Source organism: Mycobacterium sp. 134 (assembly GCF_048282715.1).
Classification (GTDB): domain Bacteria; phylum Actinomycetota; class Actinomycetes; order Mycobacteriales; family Mycobacteriaceae; genus Mycobacterium; species Mycobacterium septicum.
Window position 1 is genome coordinate 125047 of the sequence record NZ_JBLVUN010000001.1, and the last position, 23055, is coordinate 148101.

The window sequence follows — 23055 nt, forward strand, 5'->3', positions numbered from 1 at the left end:
CACCGGCCATGAGCGACCCCACCGTGCACAACCGGCTCTATCACGCGGGATGGCGCGCGTACGTCGACGGCAAGCCCGCCGATCCGGCCAACGATCCAGTGGTGCGCGAATACACCACACAGCTCCGCCCCGGCGATCAGCTCGCCTCCGACATCGCAGCCGTCTGGGAACAAGGGTTTGCCGATGCCCGCGCAGAAACACCCGCGGAGAAAGACAGCACGCAACCGGCAGTGATGTCGGAGGGAAGAGGCAGGATCAGACCATGAGCGATAGCCCAAAGCCGCACCGGTGGCCACGGCGGAAGTTCACGGTGCTCGAACGGCGCCGATCGAAGCTCGACGGCCAGACTGCGGTAGAGCACCAGGTCCAGACATTGCTGTGCGGCCAGGATCCCGACCCGCGGCCGAGCGTGCTGCGCCAGACACGCACGCGAGTCGACTACGCCGCGCTGCCACCGGAGCTCGTGCAGAAGCTCTCCGCCCGCACCGCTGCCGCATCCCACCAATACCCGGCAGCCAAACTGGAGTCGGAACCCTGGATCCTCTCTGAGCGGGCTGATCCAACACGACGGACACCGCGATGGGTGTGGTGGATGCTGGGCAGCTCCTGGTGCACACTCCCGATACTGACTCCACTGCTGACAGTGCTGTCCGAACCTCTAGGGACCGCGTACTTCGTCAGCCCTCTGCCGCTGACGGCCGCAACGGCAGTGGCCATTAGCCGCTGGCAGAAGCGCAGTCCCCTCACTCTTACCCGGGCCGAAGCGGCACTGGTCCGCAAGCACACCACCACGGTGCGCTTCGAAGTCCCCGAGTGGGCCAAGTGGCAGGACCACTACGCGATCCAGGTGGTAGCGGCCAGGATCCTCTCCGGAATCGAGTCCAGCCCAGCGTGGCAGTCCCCGCATTGCGACCTCGACAGGATCCAACTCGACCTCGCTGAAGAAATGTTCCAAATCCAGGACTCCTGCGAGAATCTCGCCAAGCTCCACAAGGTGATCCTCGACGCGACGCCAACCCCCGGGTCTACCTCCACAGCACGAGCAGCCTTGGAAGACAAAGTCTTCGAATATGGAGCGCTCTACCGCGAGGCCCGCGCCGCGGTGATCCGACGTGTGGCAGCGTTGCACACCTACCGGCAGCGCCTCACTGAAATCGAGACGCTACTCAGCGACCTGGCCAAGGCAACCGAACTAGCCGCGCGCACCGATGACTTCTCGGAGGCCTTCTCCGCGATCGTCCGTGACACCGCCGCTGCGGACCGGACCGAAGCTCTGACCGCGGACCTAGACGTTCTGCGGGAACGACTGCAGGCCGAGCTGGCGTTCATCAGCGGCAACGTGATCCACGATCCAGAACTTGCAATGCCGTTGAGCGTACGGCCGATCACCCACCACAACTAGCCGCACCCAACCCCCAGGGAGTTCCTATGTCCACCAACATCTCTGATCACTCAATCGCAGTCACCGATTCAGGCGATGTCCAGTTCACCTGCAACGCCGCAGAGGCCGGCGCATGCCGGCTCGGATGCGTCGCAGAGTGCGAGGACTACCACCGAGCCGACTGCGACCGCTCCGCCAAGGACACAGGGATCTGCGGCGCGCTGCCCTATCTCGAAGTCGATGACCCGTTCGACACCTACATCGGCGCAACTGACCGCCAAGACTGGCAGTCAGGCCCGATCGATACCGAGTGGGACAACTACTACGAAACGTGGGTATGGCGGTTCCCCGGCGAAGATCGCGAACTTCCGGGCAGCGCACGCTACCGCGAGGCCGGATAGCACCGTCAACCAGCCAGGCTCAGCCAGACCCCAGGAGCGATTCGAGGATGACGTCCCCAACTCTCAGTGAGAGCACAACCAACGATGACCAGCGCCCACACGAGGGCGGATCACCGACCGCCCACGGCAATGCGGATGAGGTGGTCCACATCGTCAGCTGGTGGCAGTGGTTCCTCGACATGGTGCTGCGGCTCAAGGTTCCGCGCGCACTGTGTGGCGAAAGCCTGGCAGGCGACCCGGACCTACCTGATCCCAGCGCAAATGGCGCCCCGATGTGCACGCAGTGCGTCGAGCTCAACAAGTGAGAGACCGGACATGACCATCCAACCAACGCCACCGCGTCCTTCACACCAAACGGGGATGGATGTGGCCGGTGAGCACCTCGATGCTCTCGCCGTAGAGGTCGGTGCCCATTTGGACAGGCTCGGGGTAGACCGATGCGACTGGGTCAGGGTCGGAAAGGTCGCAGAGGAAGGGGGCGAAGTCATGGGAGCGCTCATCAAAAGCACTCAGGGACGCGCAGCCGCCTCCGATCTTGAAGATGAGCTTGGCGACGTGATTCTGGCGGCATTGGGAGCCATAGACCAGTTGGGACATCGACCGTCGGAACTCATCATGCGGCGATGGGCACAGGTATCGACGAGAACTCCCGACAGCCTAACGAGGTCGTCAGCCGCAGACGCCCGGCGGCCGCGATGAAAACCATGTGGGACCGCCAGCCGGCCGCGCAGGTCGAAGCGGGTTCGCAGCCCGTACAGCATCGAAAAGTCATCGGCCAACGAACCTACGAACCGCGAAGGGACGGGGCGTGATGACGAACAGCACTGCCACCGTTGAACGTTCGCAGGATCGCGCTTATCCGGCGTTCGAACCGCCGCCGATTGTGCCCTGGAACGACTTTCAGTTCGTTCCACCGAACGATCATGCTTTGTCGGTGCTCCTGATCGCAGAGATCCTGATGGATGATCAGTGGCATCCGCTCGAAGACGTCATCGACGAAATCGTATACGAGTTGGAACTCTCGGATTCACAAGCGAGAAAACTGATCACACACCTGAAGTCTCACGGCGACGTGCGCCAGGACAACCGACAGAACATTCGGCTGACAACGAGGTGGCGGGGATGGAAATCGTGATAGGCCGGCCATCCATGACGCCGACGATCGACAGTCAGGCCGTGATCCGATGGGGATTCATCATGAACGACTCGCCAGTCCCCACATCGGTCATGAGTAGAAAGGGCAACGATAGATGAGTTACGTAGCGCCAGGCGGCGTGGAAAATACCAGTGACCGAGGCGAACTGCGCAACGAGAGGTCAGCGGTTGCACTTGCGGTGGCGTTCGGCACTGTCGCCGCCGCGGCCGCCACGCTTGGCCTGTTCCTATTCCTCCGCTACGTGGGCTATCAAGCCGTGCAGATGGCCAGCGGTTCGGTGTGGTCGGGGCCTCCCAGCACTGGCGCGCGCCCACAGACCTGGGCCTTTGTCCTCGGTGAGCCTTCCGACGCGATGGTGGGCTGGTATTCCCTTGCTCATCTCGGCAGCCTGGCCGTCGCTTTCGTGATCGGGCTGTTGGTCGGGTGGCGAATCGCGACCCGCACCTGGCGGCGGGCTGCGAAGCTCTTTGGCCCGGCCCGAAGCGGGTTCATCCAGAACTGGCTGGTGTTGATTCGTTGCGCGGCAATCGATATGGCGGCAATGCTGACAACCTTCGGCATCGTTCTTGCCGTAGGGGCGTTCGCCATTTTCGTCGCGGTGATGTGGCCGGCCACCCTGACAGCAGCACTCAGCGACACCGCATTCGGCACGGAATCATCTTCGCTTGGCGCATTCTCTGCCCCTTCTGTCGCGGTGGGCATCCTTTTCGCCGTTCCTGCATGCTTTCTCGTAGCCCAGCCAGCTAGTCAGCGGGTGGACAGGTACCTGTTTCGGCGTGGCTCTCAAGGTGAGCGCTTGCGCGCAGCTCATGACTAGAGGTCGTCCACGATCGGCAATACACGATGGGGAGGTTTCACGGTGGGAATTTCTGGGGCACAGTTCAACTCGATCCTCTGGGCGTTGTGGGGCCAGGGCACGCAGCGTCTGACACATGAGCGCCCCAATGGCGAAGCGGTGACAGATCAGGGCGAGCGAGTGTGGCGGTATCGCGCTGTCCACTCACGACCAGAAGATTGTCCGCACTGGCCGGCGTATCGCGCCTGCGCCGAGCCGCTGGTCACCGAACTGGCACGTCAGCAGTTCGCTGGGCAGCCAGACGAGGAAGCACTGCTGCTGTTGTTCCGGCAGTTGCAGTCACAGCCGCTGACGGTCGTGCCGGCACTACGCCGCCTCTCCCAGCATGCCGACCTCGATCAGATCATCGGAGCCGAAGTCTGGCCGTGGCTGGAACGCGAATCTGCCGCACGAGACACCTCAGAGCGAGGCCTGGGGCGCGCCCCCGGCCTTGCGCCTCAGGGCACAACGGAGCCGCCCTCCAACCGCCAGGACCCACTGAGCTTTCGCGAACAGATCACACCACTGGCTACTCTCGCCTACCGAATACACGAACTGGGCACCCAGGTTGCCTACCTCGCCAATCGGCAGATTGGTGGCGAGCCAGATGCCCAGCCGCGCACTCTCGATGAACGCAGCGGCCGGGATCTCGCCACATGTTCGGACGCCCTGATACGGCAAGCTGACTACAGCCGCGCGTGCGCAATACAGGTCCGCAACACCGCTATGTTGTCTGACCGAATCGCACAGATTGGCCGGGGCGCCTCCACCACCGACGACGACTGGGATCATCAGTGGTGGATCGATCTCACGACGAGACCGATCACGTCAGAAGTTCGTGACGAGGTCGCCGAAGTCTCGGGAGCCGAAGAACTGGCTGCTCTGCTGATGCGTCTGGCTGATGAATCAGATGCTTTGGTCGATGATCTGGGCAAGGCGTTTGAGCGGGTCGGCTGGTCGCGCGTCATCGCCTCCGGCACAACGTGGATAGGACCGGAGCTTCGATCCATATCCCAGCGCCTGAGCGCCACTGACAGTCCATCGGACGACCGATAGGCCGGCGCACCTGACCGTCGACGAACTGCTGCATGAGAAGGGTGCATTCGCGCAATGAGCGTTCAAGAACGAGCCATCGTGTGGTGGCGGGACCTGCAGAGCTCGCACTTTCTGGAATCGCGAGAGCTGCGGCACGCCAGGCAACGGTGGTCTGCATTTCGACTGACCCGCCGCGAACGCCCCACCATGGAAGCGGTTGTTGTGTACGTCAGCTGCCGCCTGTCCGACCTTGGCATCACGACCACCTTTGACCGCGCCCCACAGCTCACGCCGAACCGTTCACGCGGCCCGAATAGTTCACGTCCGCAGATCACCTGGACAGGCGCTACGCACACCGTCGTGTTCCAAATCGACGACATGCCAGGGTGGTTCACCGGGCACAACGTGTACGTCCACGCAATAACGCCGTCGGGTGGATGCATCCACGCCACCGTCGCCCGCATATACGACGTCCGTGAAGTGGCCGAGGCCTTCGCCGCTGCTGTTGCCGACCCCGACGTTGCGTGGATTGCAGGCAAGGGACCGACGAAAGACCCTCGTGACTGGCTAGCGGCCGACTCCGACTAGATCTCAGGCGCAGCTTCCACCCCGCGCGGGCGAGTGCACATCGGTGCGGCATCAAGGCTGGCCGGAGACGATGCACGTCGATATTCGAGGGTACGCCGCTTACCTTGTCGGGTAATTTTTCAGCTCGGCCACCCTATTGATCCTGTCAGTAGTAGCCGTAGGTGTCGGTACCGAATGTTACGGTTTGCACATCCGGTCGACGTGATCCGGCCACCCCGCGAGCAGAGAGACGATTTATGACAGTCGATACAGGCCACAGCATTCGCGACGGCCGCCGAGTCTTCTCGTTGCGAGCTGAGTGTCAGTCCGACGTCGATGGGTTCATCTCGGCATGCGCCGCGGCCGGGATCTGCCTTATCTCGGTGCGCACCAACTTCCTGCACCCCGTCCTGCCCGACGTCTCGCTCGAGTTTCTCACTGCAGATTCTGTGACCGTCGATCATCTGCGGGCTGCTGCACACGACGTTCCCGATATCCACGTGGCGCTGGAGACGCTGCGCCCAACACCGTTGGCCGACAACTCTCTTGAGCGCACCGACTACCAGGCGGTGAACTGAGATGGCAACGCAGGGGCGGGCCGTCCACGACGAGGTATGCGTCTGCTTTCGCGTGGGGATACACACCGCTGCCCGAGACGAACTGGGACGGCGTAGTCGACGGGGTGCCCGACCACCTGCTAGACGACGTCCCCGCCGCCGGCACCCGCGAATGGACGTGGCTGGAGCGCAACTTCGGCTGGGCCTGCCTCGGCCTGGTCGTGAGCCTCACCACGGCCACCTTCACCGCCACGGTGGTCTTCGGGACCACTTCCGTTGTGAGCTACGGCATCGCCTGGATCCTGGCCCACATCGTGTTCCTCTGCATCGCCGGGATCGCGGCAGCGGCGCGATGATCCAGCCACTACTTCTACGGAGGCGCCGTCGATGAGTACCCGGTCCCGGATCGCACGCGCACTGGCGGCGCTCGCCGGAGTCATCTGTGTCCCGGTAGGGGTCTACGTGGTGTGGGCCCAGCACAACGGACCGCTCGAATCCGTGACGACCGTGGAATGTCACTACGCCGGCCGCGGCCAATCCTGCACCGGCCAGTGGCAAGACAGCAGCGGGGAACCTCATGTGGTGTACATCGTGTCGGCCGGCGAACCCCGCATAGGCGACACCGAGACCATGCGCATCCACGGCGGTAAGGCCTATTCCACCTCCCCGGGAACGCCACTGATGCTCATCGGCGGTGGCGCAGTGCTGTTGGGCGGCGCCGGGTACAGCGTGTTCGCCGGCCGGCGCCGCGACGCGGCCCGACTACAGAGGGAGGGCGATTCAACGTGAGCCACCAGCACAGCCACGTACCCCCCCGATACGAGACAGCGACAAGGAGTCTCACCATGAGCGACACCCTCACCGCGGCGAAAGTGCTCGATGCGATCGCAGCGAAGTACAACACTTCGGTGTTGCTGCGCGAGCTGGTGCTCGCCGACCCAGCCCATAACGCTCTCGTCGACGAATGGTTGGCCGCTGGCGGCCCCGACAGCTCAATCCCCTTCCCGGCCGGTGCATGCCGGCGAATCGACGCCCTGATGCTTGAAGGTGGTACACGACGAACGGCCATCGAAGTGAAGGTGTCCCGATCAGATTTCCTGCGCGAGACGCCTGAGAAGCGCGCGGTGTGGGAATCCGTCACCGACCGATTTGTGTATGCCTGCCCGAGCGGGTTGATCCAACCCGGCGAGATCCCGCCCCATTGCGGCCTGTGGTGGATTGGCCCCGATCAGTCGGTCACAGTCAAATCCCGGGCCCGTAAAAACCGCACGGTGCAGCCACTGCCGCACCAGATCACCGTGACCCTCGCCTACCGACTCAAGAACGCTCAAACCGCCTTGCGGCGCTCCACCCGTTTGTCGGCCTGAAGCCCGAATCCACCAACACACGAAGGAAATACGCACATGGGAAAGCACTCCAAACCTGAACCAGCGACGACAACTATCCCTGAGGCCCGACTGGTCGAGCTGCGGCAGGCTGGCATCGCCGACGAGCGCGACAACGGCCCGTTCATCGACCCCCATATCCTGCAAAAGAGCACCGCGGTGCTCGATCGCCGCGGCGAGTCGTGGGCCGCCTCCGTGCTGGGCCGCGACATCTCGCGCCGCAGCCGTGCCGTCCCGCGACGCTCATACCTGCACGACGGCGAGAGCCGGACCCTGATCGCCGCCGACCACGAGGAAGATCGCGTGGCAGCCAGCCACATCGATCCAGATCTGACCAACCTCTGAGAAGCGGTTTGCGCCAAACAAGCAGACCTACCAGGCCCCGTCTACAGGCCTACCCCGCGTCCGAGGCAGGATCAGATCACCCCAGGTATGTGCGGAGAAAGGACAACGATGGGCACCGACACCACGGCCAGCGCTGAACAGCGATCGGCGCGCGGCCGTATCGCGGCCACCGCCGCCAAGCATGGCTGGACTGAGATGTTCGACGACGTCGCGTCCAATGTCCGGATTTACCAGCGATCAGGGCGCGTCATTCTGGTCGGTTACCGGCCTACGGGCGCGGTGACCGGGGCGACCCGCATGTACGCGACCACCTCGACACCCCCGCGCACCGACAAACCCATCGACCAGCTGACACATCTAGACCACGGTAAAGCCGAACTCGTAACGGGCTGGCTCGCCGAGCCCGACCCGACAAAGTAACCCTCTGCCGGCGCGGCCTATGACCGCGGTCGGCTGAAATCGTCGGACAGTGCCGCGGCGAGCTCGGTGACCCGACGCTGAAACGTCCGGCCGAGCTGCTCCAGTTGGATCTCGGTGCCCAGCGCGATGTGCTTGTCCCACGGCAATACCAGCACCTGCCCTCCGCCAAGGTGGCGTTGAAACTGCTGCTCCAGATCCTCGACGTCAACCCCCGGCTTGCCCCGGGTGACGTGGTTGATCACCACGCAGGATCGGCTCACCAATTCCTGGTATCCATTCTGCCGCAACCAGTCCAACGTGACCGCGGCCTGCCGGGCACCGTCGATCGACGCGCTGGCCACGATCACCAAACCGGAGATGCTGGCCAACACACCGCGTGCACCCGGCTGGAAAAGCCCCGCCCCGGTGTCGGCGAGCACGACGTTGTAGAACCGCGAAACCGCCGTGGTGGCGTCGACCCAATCCTCCTCGTTGAACTCCCGTTCAGCGCCGCTGTAGTCCTGCGACGCCAACACCTCAAGGTTCGACCCATTCATGGACGTGAACCCGCGGATGTCGGTGTAGCGAGACAGTTCAGGCGCACCGATCAGATCGGCGATCGTCGCCGCGGACTGGCGTCGGGACCGGTCGGCCAAATTGCCGCCGTCAGGGTCGGCGTCGATCGCCAGGACGCGGTCCCCGCGGATCTTGGCCAACACCGAGCCCAAAGCCACGGTCACCGCGGTCTTGCCGGCGCCGCCCTTCAACCCGACCACACCGATCTGGTAGCAGTCGCGGGTGTTGCGGCGAATGCGATTGTGCAGCTCGGACTCGTAGATCTCATCGGGCGACGGACCGACATTGATCCGGGTCAACGTATACAACCAGTGCCGCCAGCCGCGCTGCGACGGCGGCTGCACCTCACTTCGCGCACCCACATTCGCCATCGAGTCGATGGCCCGCGAACTCCCCGGTTGCTGCGCTGGAGAGAAACCCGTCGGACTGCTCGGCCACGCACCGCTGGATTCCGGGTCTACACCCTGGTACTGCTGCGGAGCGAAACCGCCCCCCGACCCCGGCTGGGCCGAGTGCCGAGGCTGAGCTTGCGCCTGGTCCGGCCAACCACCAGACCCGAACTGCTGCTGCCCATGGCCGGGCGGCGGGCTCTGTGGCCACTGCGGCGCACTGGCCGGTGGCTGCGGCAAAGGCGGGGGAACGTACTGCGGCGCGGTATGTCCGTGCCGTGACGGATCCCAGGACGGCTCGCGGCCCGGCGACAACGGCCCCACCTCGTGCTCACCAGTCGCTTCCATCCGCACGGTGTTCAGGTGAGCCGATGACGACACGTCAGGCTCCCTCGGCGCGCCGGCAGGTGCTGGTGGCGGCTGCACGGCCGCCGCGGCGTCCAAGATGGCATCCCGGTCCACGGCGATCGTGGCGTCGTCAACCGGCTTGTCCGGTTGCGCCGGCGGATGGAAGAGCCGGTCATAGTCGCCCGACATCAGAACCCCCAGTTCTCGTAGGACGGATCCCCTGATCTTTACACGCCCATCAACTCCAGCCCAGCGCCCTCCCCGCCGCACTCCCCCGTCGGCAAACCCAGCTTCCCTGGGGCAGCCCGGTCCAATGGACGTTCGGCCATCAGCTATTTTCGGCAAACCTTTCAGCCGCAAACCCCACAGTCATGCGTAGCCAACCCGCCTACGACCTGCATAAATCCCGCACCGACGGGTTTGCCAACACCGTCACCGACCCCTTGCCCAACCCTTTTGCACGTCACTACCGTCCTCGGCATGACCCAGGTCGAAATCGCCGTACTCGCCGCCATGGTGCGCTCACGACGAAACGAACTCGGCTACACGCGCCCTCAGTGCACCGCGGCCGGCGGACCCACCACAGCCACACTCACCGCGATCGAACAAGGCCGCCTCACTCACCCCGCCGAGACCGTCCTCGCCCAGCTGGACACCGCCCTTCAATGGCCCACCGGCACAGCCCAATCGGCAACCACCGCACCCGCCGCCACCATCGGCCAACCAACAATGGCACCCACCACGTTGGCCCAACACAAGCTGCTCTACAACGAACTCGTCAACCACCACGCCACCCAAGAAGCGATCGACGTCGCCGCAGCCATGCTCACCCCAGCGCTGCGCACACAACTCCGTCACCGCATCGAGCGCGCCGACACCGAAACCCTGCTCGCCATCGAACGACTCCTCACCGCCCGCCCCACCCCCGCGCCGACCGTCGCCCGGGACAAACCGCACCGCCGAACAAAGCGTCCAACCCCCGAGATCACCGACGACGCTGGCCAGACCATCACCCTGCGCGACCTACGACTCAACCGCGGCTGGTCTCTCGACGATGCCATCGGCAAAATCACTGCGCTCCAACAGATCGCAGGCGGGCACGGCACAGTCAGCCGAGGCACACTATCGGCCATCGAGACCGGCCTGCGCGGCATGAGCCCGCAAATGGCCGCCCAACTCGAACAGATCTACCAGCTCACACCACACGCGCTCGCCGTCTACGCCAGCCGGCCCGGCCGACCTCGCACCAAGCGCACCACCAGGCATCAGCCCTGCCCGACCCCGTAGCTCACCAGCGCACCTTCAGCAGCCGTGGTTGATCGTGTCCAGCAGATGGTCAATCCTCGACGCGCTCCCTGACGCGAAGCGGGCCCCATCGCCGGCGAGAGCAATTCCGTGGTCGAGCAGATCACCGCGAGCAAGGATGATGCGCCCGCTGGTCGGCAGGTGAGAGGACGACGCAACGACCAGCTCGCCATCGTCTGCGATCAGCAGATCGTGGCGCGGATCCATGATCGCGAGCGCGTGCATGCGCGTCACTTTGGGATGCGACTTCGCCATCATTTGAACGATCTCCTCCCTGGAAACTGGTGTCTTATCCCGGGTCTGCAAACGCAGGATCGAACCCCGTGTGCCGGAACTTCCTCATCAGCCCAGCGATCTCGATCTGATTGTCGCGACCCGTACCCAGGTTTCGGATCACGAAAGCTGGGCCTCGTTGCCCCCGCCCACTCTCGACAATGACGACGTTGCGCTTGCCGTCCTTGGACGACCACTGCGCGCCAGGCCAATACCTCTCGTTCATCACGTTGTTGTCCATATCTCGGCTCCTCACAATCAGCCTGCGTGGCGGCAGGGGCTACGGCCGTCACAGTTGTCGAAGTGCTCGCGCCACTGCTCACGGTCGCGCCGCTCCTCGTAATCCCGCTGATCAGCGCGTCGGTCTGCTTCTCGGCGTTCTGCCCATTGAGTGTCCATGCCTATATATCTCCCGCTCTAACAGTGAGCCGAAAATTGTTTGCGTTGCGGCCTTGCGCCGGAACGCAATTCCTTATGTTGGCTTGACGTATGCGTCGTGGTCGGTGTGCTGGTTGAGCCCGTCGCACAGTTGGCTGGCAGCGTCTTTGGTCATGGCGTACCGAAATACGCGCGAGTCGCGCCGACTGAACACGTCGTACAACTCAAAGACGGCTTCTGTCATTGTCATCGCCCCTTACGTCAGGTCACAGCTCGCCCGCGCGTTCGAGCATCCTGGCTGCGTACTGCACGTCGAAATGGTGGTAACGGTCCTTGTGCGCCCACACGTAGCGGGCCTCGATTAGAGTCATAACGCCTCCCTATGTCAGCCTGGATTGGGCCAGCACGATGCAGCCGGCACGGTGGACCGTGGCGGTGCCGCAATGGGCGCAGTAGCCGCTTTCGTCGCAGTCGCTGGGCTTCAGATACTTCGGGTCGTCCCAGGTATCGCATTCGTTGTTGTCGTTCATCGCAGTTCCCGGCTCGGTGAATACGTCGACCTCACCAACCAGCCAGACGGCACCGCCGATGCCGGGGGTAAGCGATCTTCGCCTTTGAAGGCGATACCCGAGCGCCGCCGCGATCCGATGACTGATCTTCATTGCCCTCCGGCCGTGAGAGCACTCAAAGCGGCGACCGTCTGCCGCTCCCAATCGGGCACCTTGGATTCGGCCGCGATGCAGAGCGCTTGGTAGCACTTCGCGAGGTAGCAGGCGATGGCGTGATCGGGCATGCCACAACCGTCCTCCAATGAGTTCCTGTTGATGAACTGCGCCAGCTCCTGCTGCTGCTCGACGGTCATCATGTGCCGTTGTGGGCTTTTGGCCTCCAACTGGCGCTGTAGCGAGTCGATCTGGTCGAGCAGTTGTTCCTCCCGCATGACCCATCGGGTCGCGTTGTCGGTGGGCTGGTTGTCCATGAATCCTCCTGCGGTTGTTGGCCGATAGGTGCTCGCTACGTTCTCCGGTCACCGATAATCCGTTGGCCCGTCCTCTATGTGGACAGGTTCCAGCCGATGTAGTGCTGAGCAGCGCGATCGCCCGAAATGGCGCGACGCTCAATCTCGCTGAACACCCCGTGCGATGCGCAGCCCGCGCGATGATCTTCGATTAGCTTCTCGGTAGCCACCTCGGCTGGGCTCGCCACGCTGGACTCACGAACGTCTGAAACCGTGACGCCGCGGGCGTCCACCCGGTTCTTCATGCCACCAGTCGTTGCACTCGCCGACTCGCCACTGTTGACGTATCCCATGTCGCCCCATCTCCAGATTGCCGTCCATTGCGTTCGATCGCCTCACTTACTTTACAGCGCTACGTTGCAATGTTCAACCCGGTGCCGTGCCGATCGGGCCACCAGGAGCGCATGCAGTCGCCATGAGAGTGAGTCACGGCCCCAAGGTGTTTCTGCGCAGCGGATCGAAGACAACTCGCCCCTCTGAAGGTGATAGGCCTCTACGGACTTTCAGCGCAGCAGCCCGCCGGGCGGCCCTGCTACTTAGTCCCGGCCAGGTTCTGCGGCCAACCGCATCCGAACCATCATCAGGATCACCCCGAGCGCGTTGCCGCCGGGGACATCGCAGTGTCCATCGCAGACGCACGATCCCCAGGTTTGATCGTGCCAGGTGTTGCCCTCAACAATCATGCTGCCGGCCGTGGCGACGAGCTCGCCGGCCAGCTGGGGATTGTGGGTGAACTTGGCGGTCACGACCTCTTCCATGACCCCGAACTTGACCACGTCCCAGTCCTCGACATGCGGTGCCGCCGCGGCGATCTGCTGTGCTTCGGCCGGATCAGCAGTCGCGAGGATAGCGGCGATCGCGGCCTGATCGTGAGTCTTGGCCGCCATGTAGGCGTGCTCGCTCGTCGGGAACAGATGCCCATGGTGCGGTGTGACGGCCGGGTAGAAGTTCGACAGGAAGAAATGCGCGCCACGGAACCTGTCGATCAGCGGTACCTGAACGTCAATCCCCATGTCCTTCACGGTATCGGCCACTGACCCCAGATTCCGCGGCTGCCGACACCCGAAAACCCATACACCGGCCGTGAAGTGGCCTGTCCGGCGGCAGGCAACGCGCACCGACCCTGACCAATTCAGCCCAGAGGCCATCCGGTTGACCGACCAACTCGTCGATCACCACCATGACGGCCAGGGATCTACGGGGATCGGCTGGTACCTGCGGCGCGACAAGCCACCGTGGGACGCTCTGGAGGAGCTACGTCACAGCGGCTATTGCACGGTCACCCGCGACGGCGACATTGTTGAGCTGGACTTCACCGAGCTGGGCCGCACCACCTTCACGTGACTTTCGGGTACACGTAGCCCCCGTCAGCGGTGTACCCCTCGACCGGCCGAAATGTGTACCCGTCACCGATGGTGTCAGTGCGGTAGTACCGGTCGAACAGGTCGGCGACCTCGTCAGCCGTGAACACCTCGTGCCGGGTGATCCACTCGGTACTGCGCGGCAGCACGATCTCCACATCCCGCGGCGCCGACGGCCCGCTGTGAAGGTGCCCGACCACCGACCGTACGGACACCGCGCCCATCTCAGTTCCACCGGCCTGCCGGATTTCGACCGCCAGCATCTCGGCTGACCCGGCTGTCTGCAGGTACCGCACCATCGTCTCGTCCTGCGCCGCCCCGCCTGCCGGTCGGATGCTCAAGGTGACCGCCCACGGATCAGCCCCATCCATGCTCTGCAGATCACGACGCATCACGCCACGGTGGTGTTCGCGGCACAGACCCACCGAGACGTCGCGCTGCGAGTCGGACAGAACCTGGTAGTCGTGGGTCGGAATCAGGCTTGCGGCGAACGCGGCATACACCTGCGGTCCTCTGGCGTAGGCGGCCAAGTACTTGAGCACATCGACCGTCGAAGACATCCCGCCCCGCTCGCCGCGGGCGATCGCCTCATCAGCGACACGGGCAGCATCACCGTTTCGGCCCGCGGCGATCAGCGCGGTGACCATCCGTGTCCGGGCTCGTGACGGCGCGATCCCGTCGGATGGTCCCTCCTCCAATGCCGCCGCATAGTCGACCAGTTCGGGGCGTGCGGCGATGAATTCGGCACGAACGCGTTCGAACTCGTCGAGCACCGGCTCCCAGTCCGGTGTATCGATCGCCGCAACGTCACGGGACCCCCGGTCCAGGCGCAGCGGTTGAACTTGGAACGCCCCGTTGATGCGCCGATTGATCCGCATCTTCGGACCCATCTTGACATCGGGAAGAAAAGCAGCCCAAAGGATCTCATCCACCGCCAACGGCTTGATGCTGAACGTCCACGAGATCCGGACCTTGTCCAGATCCCCGTCCGGATGAAACACCTGTGTACTGACCGAGGTGATGTAGATGTCATCGAGAACGAACCCGTCCCCGCTGACAAACCGCATCCCACGGCCACGGCACGCGGGACGGAACGCATCGATCCAATCGTGGGCTGGTAATCGTCGAGCCATGCCTCGATTCCACCACCCAGCATCCCCGTCTGCCCCCAACGCCGCCTCGGGCAACGGATTCCTCGGCAACCAGCTCTGCTACTGATCGACACGTGGCCGCGATCGGCTTCCACCGTAACTCGGTGACCGACAATGGAACCGATCGAATGAGAAAAGGGGTGGCGGATGACCGAACTGTTCAAGCTCAGCGAGGCCTCCAAACTGTGCGGAGTCAGCGTCGGCACGCTGCGGCTGCTCATCTCCGATGAACTCCTCCCAGCGGCGACCCGCACCTCCAACGGCCATCCATTACTGCCGGCCGACGCCGTCCCCACCTGGCAACAATGCCGCGACCTCATCGAAAAGCAGCGCGCCACGGCCCTGCAACGCGCCGCCGACCACATCAAACGCATCGAGGTAGAGATCCAAGCAGTCGGCAACGACATCGCCGAAGCCCAAGAACACCCACTACAACCGCTGGGCGTCGATCTGCTCGCCGCCAACAGCCGCGCAGCGCACGGATCAGAAACCACGCTGTCAGCAGCCCTGAGCCAGCTCGACTTCGCGCGCATTGAGATCAGCATCTACGACCGCGCGCTGAAGGAACTCGTCAATCGCGAACGCTTCTAGCCTCCCTGCAGCCTCCTCTGGTGTGCTGCGGGCCCTGAACGACTCTAGGACGGTGGCTTTCCTCGGGCTGGTGTGGAGGGTCCGACTGCCATTCCCAACCGTTCCATGGCTTGATCAATGCTCGCCCGATAGACGTCTGGGGTGGCTTCCTGAAAATCCACCTTCAGCTGATCCTCGAAGATCTCGTAGATGCGCCAGCTCTCATCGAAACGCGACGGGTAGGTGAACCCGCCGATCGATTTCCCTTCCTGTTCGGCGGCAAGACCCCGCAGGAGTCGTCTCACCGGCGACCTGGCAGCGGGCGGCCCGTGCAAGGCAGCACTGGTGATGTTGTAGGCGTTGCCCAACGTCATCGCATCGATGAAGCCTGTTCCAGGCGGAACAATGATCCGGGTCAGTGTGCGTGCGTCGAACCACGATTCGGGAATCACACCGACCCATTCGGCTTTCACCTTGCCCACAAGCCGACGCGATGGTTGGAACGGCAGGAGTGACATGCCCAACGCCGCGATCGGAGAGTTCGTCGCGTGGAGGGTGGGCCGCGCAAGTGGGTCGTGCGCTTGCACTATCTGTCCCTGCAAAAGCGGCGACGCACCACGGCGGTGGACACGCCACAGCCCTGTGTCGGGCGCTGGAACTATTGAGAACGTGCTCACTGGTAGACGCCTTCTACCTGTGCCGCAGCGATCACCTCGTGATACCGGCCCGCGTGAAGCAATTCCAAGGCAGCTTCACCGAACACAGCGCTCTCGCTGCACAACCAGTTCAGGGCAAGGTTCTCATCGTTTTCGATCTCAGCGACGATCCGGACCGCTGTTACGGCAACACTCAACCGCACGAACTGCGCATAGCGTTCGCTGTTGTCCATCCCCTCAGGCACGCTGCCGGTCACCAGCGCCGTGACGTCCTCACCGAGGATCGTCCGTGCTTGATCGCTGATCACTTCCCAAGGGTCGGGGCGGAACGCGTCGGCATCAGCGCGCGTCGGCTCTCCCTGAGAGGAACTCAGAGACAGCGCAGCGATCGCGAGACCGATAACGACAACCGCAACCGCCGGAATCGCCCATTGCACCGTGGCCCTCACCTCCCCTGCGACGGATTGCCGGCTGCCGCAGCGCCGTTCGCTCGCTCAGACAGCATGAACGAGACAGCAGCGACAACGATCGCACTCACGTACAGCCACAACGAATTCCAGGCCACATCGTCCTGATTCCTAGAGCCGTCGGCAACCGCGGCGAAGTAAAATACGGTCACACCGATATGGGTAAACGCAGCGACAAAGATCAGCCCTCTGCCCCATCCCGCGTCACCCGGCAGAAGAAAAATGGACCCGATGGTCGGAGCCGTCAAGGCCGCGGCGACGAGAAGCAGTTGCCCTTTGCCAATCTGCGCACCCCACGTGTCCCCGGCCATGACGTAGGCCAGAAAAACTGCCGCCGGAAAAATTGCTGAAGTCGGCAGCCACACCAGTAGATGGATCCACTGAGCTTTCGTGGGCGCAGACACTGCCCAATGGTATGTCGAGGAGCTAAGCGTGCGCGGGCACCAGGCCGACCACCTCGTTCGCACCGCATTGCACGACGACGGCTCCCGCCACCGCGTGCAGGTCCCCCTGGCCTATCGAGCACGGTGGCGCGGTGGTGGAGGGGTTGTCGGCGGGCCGCTGCGGATCGACGACTAGGAGCGGACTTGGATGGTTGTACACGTTGGTGACGAGCAGCTTGTTGTTCAGCCAGATCGTTTCGAACCCGTCGGTCACGCCTCGCGGCGGGTCGAAGTGGATCGAGACCGGGGTCGATCGGTGGTTGCGGTAGTCGCGCAGAAGCCAGGTGTTGTCGCGCCCGTAGACAAGCAGGAAACCGTTGTGAGGCGCAGACGCGGGGAATACGCCGGGAACCTCGTCGATGATCTTCCCGTCCGAATCCATCACACGGGCCACGTCTTCGGGGGACGGCTCCTCTCCATCAGACGAATCGGCAACCACGTAGGCGTCGGTGCCGGCCCACGGGAGATAACTCCCAGGCACCGTGATGGTGTTGCCGGTGCGCGCATCGACAATCGCTGGTTTCCCACAGCCGTAACTGAGTTGCCCGGCAGTCCCTGCGCGCAGTGACGGACTGCTGCACGAGAGGATCTGGCTCCAGCGCAACCGCCCGGTCGCTGGGTCCAGTGAGTAAAGACGTGTCGCGCTGTCGCCGTCGGCTCCGTAATCCCCTGTGAACACCGACATCCCGAGCGCGTCGAGGGATCCGGCTGCGCCAGTCACCTTTCCGCCTTCGAGTTGACGGCGCCACAGCACCTCGCCAGAACTGGCGTCGAGTGCGATCAGCCCGTCGGCGAGGAACACCACCACGATTCCCGTGGCGTCGTCGCGATCACGATGGGCCACGACAACTTTTCCACTGTTCGAATAGTCCGGGCCACGCCAACGTTGCGCGACGATCCCCTTGTCGCTGATACGCCATCGTTGCTCACCGGTTGAGCCGTCGTACGCGGTGAGCGTTGAGCCCGTGTCGATGAGGAAACCGTTGCCAGCAGGATAGATGTCGGGATATCCGCGGTCGCGGTCGTTCAATGTGATTCGGTAGCCGACAGGGCCGATCGTGTCCGGGATCGGCGCCGGCGCCGCCGCCTCGGCGATACGCGTGGGATACCAGACGCCGGACTGGTGGTTCTGAACCGCCCAATAGGTCACGGCCGGGGCCCCCACCACCACAACGAGGAACGCGCACAACGCTGCCCTGCCGCTGGCATCACCCCCGAAAGCAACCGTGGCCAGCGCCACCACCATCGCCACGGTAGAGGCCACCGCCGCGGCACCAGCGACCACAGAAACCCCGGTGGAATCCACAAACGGCCATGCACCCCGAGCCTGATACAGATCGACCGCGTTCCAGGCACTCCATGCGCCCAGCGCCACGGCGCTCCACCCGGCGAAGATGCGTGGACGCCTCAATACCGGGTATCGCCTCAACAACCAGGTCACCACCAGGGCCAGAACACATAGCCCGGTCGCGCTGGCGACAACCCCCACGTGGATCAGGGAGCGCGATGTGAAGTCTGTAACCGACCGCACACCCCAGATGGCGATGGGGCCGATGATCGCGACAACAGCAGCTCCAACTGCCAGCCCAGCGCCAGCGCCGGCCAACCCCCTCTGACGCGCAGACCCGGGACGCACGCCCGCAGGAATGGTTTCCTCCAGCATCCGCTCATCGTATGGGCTCGCAACCGCACCGGTTCACAGCTCTTCACTGCATCTCAAGCGCCGCCCATCCCCGTGCCCCTCTCCCACTCTGGGCGAGCACACCGGTCCCGGCGAACACACGCCACGCCTGCCCCAATGCCGCCGCCAACAACAACAGTCGATGCAACGATCAGGCATCCCCGCTCAGCGCGGGCTACGCGATTACGTTGCACAACAACGCCCTTCAACAACACGAGCCATCCCCCAAGCGGAGGTTCGAACCAGAATCGCATGTCGCGGGCGGCTGCCCCATTGCAGACCCCCGCAAGCAGGGATGGGAGCCTCGGACCAGCTCCCCATGTGCGTATGTGAGCAATGAGTACCCGCGGGGCGCCGGGCCAGATCTGAAGAAGCTGGTGCCTACCACGATCCCGTGGCGATCCATCCCCGCGCATCGGGCAGGGGCCGTTGAGTTCGAACTGGGCTCGTATGGCGGGTTCGATCAATCCCCGGATGCCGGAGAACCGCCGTAGTCAGAACGTCCGAACAGGTGCGTGGATCGATCGATCCCCACGGGCAGGGAACAGCGGCAACGCACGAGCCAGCAGCCCGCTTGGATCCGATCAATCCCACACACGGTGGGATCAGCGGTCGCATTCAGGACGCCGTGCGTGATGTGGTTCGACCAATCCCATGTTCCATGGGAGACAGCGCCACCGTTGCCGAGGTGGTCGCCGGACTCGATCAATCCCCGCACGCGGGGAGTCAACTTCGACCGCTAGTTGCAGCCATGCGTAGTTGGCTGATCTATCCCTGCCTGCAGGGATTCGAGCTGGGCACCAAGCTCCAACGTGCGCGTTCGAGCACTCAATCCTCGTGCACCGGGGGAAGAGATGAAGAAGCTGGTGACTACCGCGATCCTGTGGCGATCGATCCTCGCATTCGGGGAACAGTCAACGGCATCCCGTGCACGGCCTCGGGAGGCGTCGATCAGTCCCCGCGGGCGGGGAACAGCGGATGATTGCGTACAGCGGGGTCATTGCGGGCGATCAATCCCCGGCGCCGGGGAATAGCGGTCGCATTCAGCGCAGCGTTCGTGACGTGGTTCGATCAATCCCCGCGCACAGGGAGAGCTCGGCACCGAGCACCCGCTTTCGCGACGTGGCCGCACGATCTATCCCCTGCGCGGCAGGGAGTGGCTTTCCGCAGCCTGAATGAGCCCCGGGCGTTCACAGAGCAATCCCCCGCACGCAGGGGGTCGAATCGCCCAGCGATCCGGGTTTTCGATCCCTGCACGCAGGGCGGCTATCAACGGGTCACGGGACAGGATCTTGGCGGCCGATCAATCCCTGCACACACGCAGGGAGCGCGCGCGGGCGGTTGCGCGCATGGCACTGGTCATGCCTGCTAGCAGGCGACATGCGGTGTGTAGCTATACGTTTACGTGGCACGGCGGTCTGACGCGTAGTTGGGGGCCGCGCGTTGTTCCCAGCCGTCGCACGCCGTCGCCGGGTAATTCGCGGTCGAGGCGTGGTGGGCCGGTGGGTCTGCTGTGAAGTTGAAAAGGGACGAATCGGAGCGGTTTTCGTTTGCATCCGCTGCTGGCACACCTTGCCCTGCGGTCGATTCTACTTGGTGAGTAGGAGTCCGCAGCCGTAGGCCTTGGCGGGGCCGATCCCCTGGTGTGCGGCGGCGAAGTATAGGTCTGGGTCGCTGATGGTCGCTTTGCCGGTCAGTCGGAAGTGTTTGATGGACAGCTTCTTTGACTGTGCAGTGAGGTGCCCTGGCCGGTCGACATCGGGCGGGTTGTGCAGCGTGAGACCGGCGGCGTTCGCTTTGCGGTTCCACCATTCACGGATGTCGTGTTCGTGGGTTGCGACGACAGTTTTGCGGACACCGTTCACTGTGACGTTGCGCCGCGGGTTGATGACGATCTGGTACTCGATCGTGCTGTGTTCGTGGGCTTTCGGGGTGTACTCGCGGGTGTTGGGTGCCTGCAGCAGAGCTGGCGTCCATTCCGTAGCGCGCCAGTAGTCGAAGTCGGGCGGGATGTCGGATTGGATGATCACCCGGACCCGTGGGGCCAGCGCGGTCAGCAGGGTGGGATGTGTCACCTGGGTGTAATTGACGGCGAACAGGATGTTGTGGGTGGCGCGGTGGTCGGGGTGCCCGGTGACTGCGCCGGTGTAGAAGTCTTTGGATTCCAGCGCATAGGCGAACGGGCTCATGGTGAGCCGGTGGGCTTTTTGTGCGTCGACGAGTAGCCCGCGGGTTGCGTTGTGATTGGGGTCGAAGTCGAGGAAGGTTCGGTGGACCGTGGCTGGTGGTGTCACGAGGCTCGCCCTTCGTCGAATAGGTCATCGAACAGTGTTGATTCGGCGCTACTGGCCACAGGCGAATTGTCTTGCAGCTCTGCGGCTTGCTCATCGCCGAGCGTGTAGTGGGTTTCGAGGCGCGCGGCTCGACGGGTTGGCCCGTTGAAGGTGATGGGCTGGTCGGCGACGACGGTGCCGGCCTGCCCGGGGCGGGGTTCGATGTAGACGTCTACGATGCCGCGCCGCGTCGGGTCGGCTGTTGCTGCCTGGATCGCGGGGCCGGCGGTGGCGGCGAAGAACTCCTCGATACTGGTGTCGGTGACGCCTTCCAGCAGCGGCGCGGCCGGGCCGTATGCCTTGCGGCCAAGGAACAGTGCACGGGCGGGGGCAGCAAGCGCTGAGGCAATCTTGTGCAGCAAATCTTTGTCGGTGCCTTCGACTGCCGCCAGGAATGAGGCGTCGGCCAGGTACTGATCGTTGGTGATGTTCGGGTTGGCCGCTTTGCTCGTGAGGCCACCGGTTTTGCTTTCGGCGATCGCGCGGGGCGGCGCGTAGGTCATCCAGTCGGGGCTGGCCGGATCACCGTTGCGGCTGCCCCACCAGCTGGGAGCATGGGTGTATTCCATTGGCAGGGCATAGTATTGGCCGCCGCCACCGGTGGTGTGGTAGTCGACCTCGATTGTTCCTGGCTCATCGATGCGTACCCCAAACCTCAGGTTCGCCAAGTCATCGATCGGATCGGTGTAGTCCCGGCCGAGCGCGTTGGCGATCAGACCGACCACTCCGGCCTTGGTGGGACGGGTGTGGGTCGGGCGCACAGCCCCGCGGGCGCCGTTGGCCCATGACTGCATCGGCCCCTGCAATCGGATACCGACAGTGTGCACACCAGTCGGCGGCCCACTCATTTGATCACCGCGTCTGTCAGCTCCCGCAGGCTTTCGACCGTCTGCGTTCCGGCGGGGATCGCGCGTTCAGCGGCCGGGTCACCGGCAAGCGCGATCGCCTCCTGCGGGGAACCGAACCGCTTCTGCGCCTCCAGTACCTCGAACAGGGCCACGGTGGCGTCAGCAATGACGTTCTCCCCGCGAATCGGCGCGGTGAAGGCGTTGTGAGCAGTCAGGCGTGAGGCACCGGTGGTGGCCACCACCAGGGATGGCCGTGTTCCGACGTTGCTGGAACGCTGCTTGGCCGACGGGACTGCGTTGACGAACGCTTCGACCATGACGGTGGCCGCGGCCGCGGCGAGGGCGTCTGGGTCGTCGGCTCCGGAAAGGTTGTGCCGCAGCTGGTCCATGTCGATGCATGCCGTGCGGTAGAACACCGGGGCGCTCAGGTCGGAAACGCCCAGGTTGCCCGACACTGCTTCCCCTTCGGGGGTGAGGTCGTCGACCGCGGTGAAAAAGTCCTCAAGAACCGCGGCGGGATCCACCGATGTCGCGTGGTCCACCGACACCGCGCCGTCGATTCGCCCGCCGACGGGCTGCTCTGCCAGCATGCGGCCAAGCAGAGCGAGGTCGACAGCGTTGGCCACCGACAGTGCGGTGCGGGCTGCCTCGATCACCTCGCTGGGAACGGTGTCGCCGATCTCGCCGAGGTGGGCGTTGATGACGTCAGCGATGCGGGCCGCGGTGTCCTGGTGGGCGTAGATCGACGCGGAGGTGGTGCCCCGATCGGTGGTTTTGAAGCCCAGCCCTTTGAACACGGCCAGGGCCTTGGCGGTCGCCACATCAACCTCGACGCCGTGCGTGGCCGCCAGGATTTCGGCGGTGGCCGCCGGCCATCGGTTGGTGCGGGCCGCGAATGCTCCCCCGGTGACAGCCTGTTCGCGGATCCATGTACGCATCGCACGCTTCCAGGACTGGCTGGACACCCGCACCCGCACAACCCCTCCGTGAGTGATGGTTTTCTGAGCGCCGAAGGAGTCACGGTTGAGCAGGCTGGCCGGGACTGCCTGCAGAGCATGCAGGTTGATGATGGACCGCCGGGTGCCGGTGGCGGCGCCGAAGATGATGTCGCGGGCGGTCTCGTCGATGGCCGCCAGGCCGGTGTTGGGATCGACAAGCTCATTGGTGCTGTCAGTCATCGTGTTCTGCCTTTCGAAC

At 64.0% G+C, this 23055-nt stretch carries 32 protein-coding genes; 17 read left to right on the forward strand and 15 right to left on the reverse strand.

Annotated elements, in window-relative coordinates; genetic code table 11:
* Nucleotides 1-8: 8 nt before the first annotated feature.
* The 4 genes from ACNQVK_RS00675 to ACNQVK_RS00690 are packed head-to-tail and all read left to right on the forward strand — an operon-like array spanning nucleotide 9 to nucleotide 2087.
* Nucleotides 9-266 (forward strand): hypothetical protein, encoded by a 258-nt coding sequence (locus ACNQVK_RS00675; protein ID WP_418028173.1) that lies wholly within the window; start codon nucleotides 9-11, stop codon nucleotides 264-266.
* Nucleotides 263-1402, forward strand: a complete 1140-nt coding sequence (locus ACNQVK_RS00680; RefSeq protein ID WP_418028174.1) for a hypothetical protein — start codon at nucleotides 263-265, stop codon at nucleotides 1400-1402. Before ACNQVK_RS00675 ends, ACNQVK_RS00680 begins: the two co-directional genes overlap by 4 nt.
* A gap of 26 nt (nucleotides 1403-1428) precedes the next feature.
* The gene (locus ACNQVK_RS00685; protein ID WP_418028175.1) at nucleotides 1429-1782 is read left to right on the forward strand and encodes a hypothetical protein; all 354 of its coding nucleotides are present in this window, start codon (nucleotides 1429-1431) and stop codon (nucleotides 1780-1782) included.
* A 47-nt stretch (nucleotides 1783-1829) separates the two neighbouring features.
* Nucleotides 1830-2087, forward strand: coding sequence for a hypothetical protein (locus tag ACNQVK_RS00690; RefSeq protein WP_418028176.1), 258 nt, complete (start codon nucleotides 1830-1832; stop codon nucleotides 2085-2087).
* 40 nt (nucleotides 2088-2127) lie between these two features.
* On the opposite strand, the gene ACNQVK_RS00695 is transcribed toward ACNQVK_RS00690, so the two are convergent.
* A complete protein-coding gene (locus ACNQVK_RS00695) occupies nucleotides 2128-2379 on the reverse strand; it encodes a hypothetical protein (RefSeq protein WP_418028177.1) in 252 nt (83 codons plus the stop codon).
* Between the two features lie 214 nt (nucleotides 2380-2593).
* Here ACNQVK_RS00695 and ACNQVK_RS00700 point away from each other — a divergent pair, with 214 nt between their 5' ends.
* From ACNQVK_RS00700 to ACNQVK_RS00745, 10 genes are all read left to right on the forward strand, one after another.
* Nucleotides 2594-2917 carry a hypothetical protein gene (locus ACNQVK_RS00700; RefSeq protein ID WP_418028178.1) on the forward strand — a complete coding sequence of 108 codons (324 nt, stop codon included), beginning with the start codon at nucleotides 2594-2596 and terminating at the stop codon, nucleotides 2915-2917.
* Nucleotides 2918-3032: 115 nt separating this feature from the next.
* Nucleotides 3033-3755: a hypothetical protein gene (locus tag ACNQVK_RS00705; RefSeq protein ID WP_418028179.1), complete on the forward strand. Its 723-nt coding sequence runs from the start codon at nucleotides 3033-3035 to the stop codon at nucleotides 3753-3755.
* Nucleotides 3756-3893: 138 nt separating this feature from the next.
* On the forward strand, nucleotides 3894-4829 hold the full coding sequence (locus ACNQVK_RS00710) for a hypothetical protein (protein ID WP_418028180.1): 936 nt from the start codon (nucleotides 3894-3896) through the stop codon (nucleotides 4827-4829).
* A 54-nt stretch (nucleotides 4830-4883) separates the two neighbouring features.
* Nucleotides 4884-5396 (forward strand): hypothetical protein, encoded by a 513-nt coding sequence (locus ACNQVK_RS00715; protein ID WP_418028181.1) that lies wholly within the window; start codon nucleotides 4884-4886, stop codon nucleotides 5394-5396.
* Between the two features lie 236 nt (nucleotides 5397-5632).
* Complete coding sequence (locus ACNQVK_RS00720; protein ID WP_418028182.1) at nucleotides 5633-5953, forward strand: hypothetical protein; 321 nt, start codon at nucleotides 5633-5635, stop codon at nucleotides 5951-5953.
* A gap of 104 nt (nucleotides 5954-6057) precedes the next feature.
* Nucleotides 6058-6288: a hypothetical protein gene (locus tag ACNQVK_RS00725; protein ID WP_418028183.1), complete on the forward strand. Its 231-nt coding sequence runs from the start codon at nucleotides 6058-6060 to the stop codon at nucleotides 6286-6288.
* A gap of 31 nt (nucleotides 6289-6319) precedes the next feature.
* Nucleotides 6320-6721 carry a hypothetical protein gene (locus ACNQVK_RS00730; protein ID WP_418028184.1) on the forward strand — a complete coding sequence of 134 codons (402 nt, stop codon included), beginning with the start codon at nucleotides 6320-6322 and terminating at the stop codon, nucleotides 6719-6721.
* A gap of 56 nt (nucleotides 6722-6777) precedes the next feature.
* Nucleotides 6778-7299 carry a hypothetical protein gene (locus tag ACNQVK_RS00735; protein ID WP_418028185.1) on the forward strand — a complete coding sequence of 174 codons (522 nt, stop codon included), beginning with the start codon at nucleotides 6778-6780 and terminating at the stop codon, nucleotides 7297-7299.
* Nucleotides 7300-7335: 36 nt separating this feature from the next.
* Nucleotides 7336-7662: a hypothetical protein gene (locus ACNQVK_RS00740; RefSeq protein WP_418028186.1), complete on the forward strand. Its 327-nt coding sequence runs from the start codon at nucleotides 7336-7338 to the stop codon at nucleotides 7660-7662.
* A 108-nt stretch (nucleotides 7663-7770) separates the two neighbouring features.
* The gene (locus ACNQVK_RS00745; protein ID WP_418028187.1) at nucleotides 7771-8082 is read left to right on the forward strand and encodes a hypothetical protein; all 312 of its coding nucleotides are present in this window, start codon (nucleotides 7771-7773) and stop codon (nucleotides 8080-8082) included.
* A 17-nt stretch (nucleotides 8083-8099) separates the two neighbouring features.
* On the opposite strand, the gene ACNQVK_RS00750 is transcribed toward ACNQVK_RS00745, so the two are convergent.
* On the reverse strand, nucleotides 8100-9563 hold the full coding sequence (locus ACNQVK_RS00750) for an ESX-1 associated ATP-binding protein EpsI N-terminal domain-containing protein (RefSeq protein ID WP_418028188.1): 1464 nt from the start codon (nucleotides 9561-9563) through the stop codon (nucleotides 8100-8102).
* 291 nt (nucleotides 9564-9854) lie between these two features.
* Between ACNQVK_RS00750 and ACNQVK_RS00755 the strand changes: the two genes are divergently transcribed.
* On the forward strand, nucleotides 9855-10661 hold the full coding sequence (locus ACNQVK_RS00755; protein ID WP_418028189.1) for a helix-turn-helix domain-containing protein: 807 nt from the start codon (nucleotides 9855-9857) through the stop codon (nucleotides 10659-10661).
* A gap of 15 nt (nucleotides 10662-10676) precedes the next feature.
* Here the strand turns inward: ACNQVK_RS00755 and ACNQVK_RS00760 are convergent, their stop codons facing one another.
* The 5 genes from ACNQVK_RS00760 to ACNQVK_RS00780 form a co-directional block, all read right to left on the reverse strand.
* Nucleotides 10677-10937: a hypothetical protein gene (locus ACNQVK_RS00760; RefSeq protein WP_418028190.1), complete on the reverse strand. Its 261-nt coding sequence runs from the start codon at nucleotides 10935-10937 to the stop codon at nucleotides 10677-10679.
* A gap of 773 nt (nucleotides 10938-11710) precedes the next feature.
* On the reverse strand, nucleotides 11711-11992 hold the full coding sequence (locus ACNQVK_RS00765) for a hypothetical protein (protein ID WP_418028191.1): 282 nt from the start codon (nucleotides 11990-11992) through the stop codon (nucleotides 11711-11713).
* Nucleotides 11989-12309, reverse strand: coding sequence for a hypothetical protein (locus ACNQVK_RS00770; RefSeq protein ID WP_418028192.1), 321 nt, complete (start codon nucleotides 12307-12309; stop codon nucleotides 11989-11991). Before ACNQVK_RS00770 ends, ACNQVK_RS00765 begins: the two co-directional genes overlap by 4 nt.
* A gap of 74 nt (nucleotides 12310-12383) precedes the next feature.
* Entirely contained in the window at nucleotides 12384-12641 is a 258-nt protein-coding gene (locus ACNQVK_RS00775) for a hypothetical protein (protein WP_418028193.1), read from the reverse strand.
* A 243-nt stretch (nucleotides 12642-12884) separates the two neighbouring features.
* Nucleotides 12885-13361, reverse strand: coding sequence for an NADAR family protein (locus tag ACNQVK_RS00780; protein ID WP_418028194.1), 477 nt, complete (start codon nucleotides 13359-13361; stop codon nucleotides 12885-12887).
* A gap of 139 nt (nucleotides 13362-13500) precedes the next feature.
* Between ACNQVK_RS00780 and ACNQVK_RS00785 the strand changes: the two genes are divergently transcribed.
* Nucleotides 13501-13692 (forward strand): hypothetical protein, encoded by a 192-nt coding sequence (locus tag ACNQVK_RS00785; RefSeq protein ID WP_418028445.1) that lies wholly within the window; start codon nucleotides 13501-13503, stop codon nucleotides 13690-13692.
* On the opposite strand, the gene ACNQVK_RS00790 is transcribed toward ACNQVK_RS00785, so the two are convergent.
* Entirely contained in the window at nucleotides 13685-14776 is a 1092-nt protein-coding gene (locus tag ACNQVK_RS00790; protein WP_418028195.1) for a hypothetical protein, read from the reverse strand. The two genes, ACNQVK_RS00785 and ACNQVK_RS00790, sit on opposite strands and share 8 nt — an antisense overlap.
* Before the next feature lie 231 nt (nucleotides 14777-15007).
* On the opposite strand from ACNQVK_RS00790, the gene ACNQVK_RS00795 reads away from it, so the two are divergent.
* Nucleotides 15008-15451 (forward strand): MerR family DNA-binding transcriptional regulator, encoded by a 444-nt coding sequence (locus ACNQVK_RS00795; RefSeq protein WP_418028196.1) that lies wholly within the window; start codon nucleotides 15008-15010, stop codon nucleotides 15449-15451.
* A 44-nt stretch (nucleotides 15452-15495) separates the two neighbouring features.
* Here ACNQVK_RS00795 and ACNQVK_RS00800 read toward each other — a convergent pair whose 3' ends face one another.
* The 7 genes from ACNQVK_RS00800 to cas7e form a co-directional block, all read right to left on the reverse strand.
* The gene (locus tag ACNQVK_RS00800; RefSeq protein WP_418028197.1) at nucleotides 15496-15912 is read right to left on the reverse strand and encodes a hypothetical protein; all 417 of its coding nucleotides are present in this window, start codon (nucleotides 15910-15912) and stop codon (nucleotides 15496-15498) included.
* A 191-nt stretch (nucleotides 15913-16103) separates the two neighbouring features.
* The gene (locus ACNQVK_RS00805; protein WP_418028198.1) at nucleotides 16104-16523 is read right to left on the reverse strand and encodes a hypothetical protein; all 420 of its coding nucleotides are present in this window, start codon (nucleotides 16521-16523) and stop codon (nucleotides 16104-16106) included.
* 8 nt (nucleotides 16524-16531) lie between these two features.
* On the reverse strand, nucleotides 16532-16957 hold the full coding sequence (locus ACNQVK_RS00810) for a hypothetical protein (protein ID WP_418028199.1): 426 nt from the start codon (nucleotides 16955-16957) through the stop codon (nucleotides 16532-16534).
* A 22-nt stretch (nucleotides 16958-16979) separates the two neighbouring features.
* Nucleotides 16980-18485, reverse strand: a complete 1506-nt coding sequence (locus tag ACNQVK_RS00815) for a PQQ-binding-like beta-propeller repeat protein (RefSeq protein ID WP_418028200.1) — start codon at nucleotides 18483-18485, stop codon at nucleotides 16980-16982.
* 1781 nt (nucleotides 18486-20266) lie between these two features.
* Nucleotides 20267-20971: a type I-E CRISPR-associated protein Cas6/Cse3/CasE gene (locus ACNQVK_RS00820; RefSeq protein WP_418028201.1), complete on the reverse strand. Its 705-nt coding sequence runs from the start codon at nucleotides 20969-20971 to the stop codon at nucleotides 20267-20269.
* Nucleotides 20968-21858, reverse strand: a complete 891-nt coding sequence (gene cas5 / locus ACNQVK_RS00825; RefSeq protein ID WP_418028202.1) for a CRISPR-associated protein Cas5 — start codon at nucleotides 21856-21858, stop codon at nucleotides 20968-20970. Before cas5 ends, ACNQVK_RS00820 begins: the two co-directional genes overlap by 4 nt.
* The gene (cas7e, locus tag ACNQVK_RS00830) at nucleotides 21855-23036 is read right to left on the reverse strand and encodes a type I-E CRISPR-associated protein Cas7/Cse4/CasC (protein WP_418028203.1); all 1182 of its coding nucleotides are present in this window, start codon (nucleotides 23034-23036) and stop codon (nucleotides 21855-21857) included. The genes cas5 and cas7e overlap by 4 nt, the downstream gene beginning before the upstream one ends.
* Nucleotides 23037-23055: the final 19 nt, after the last annotated feature.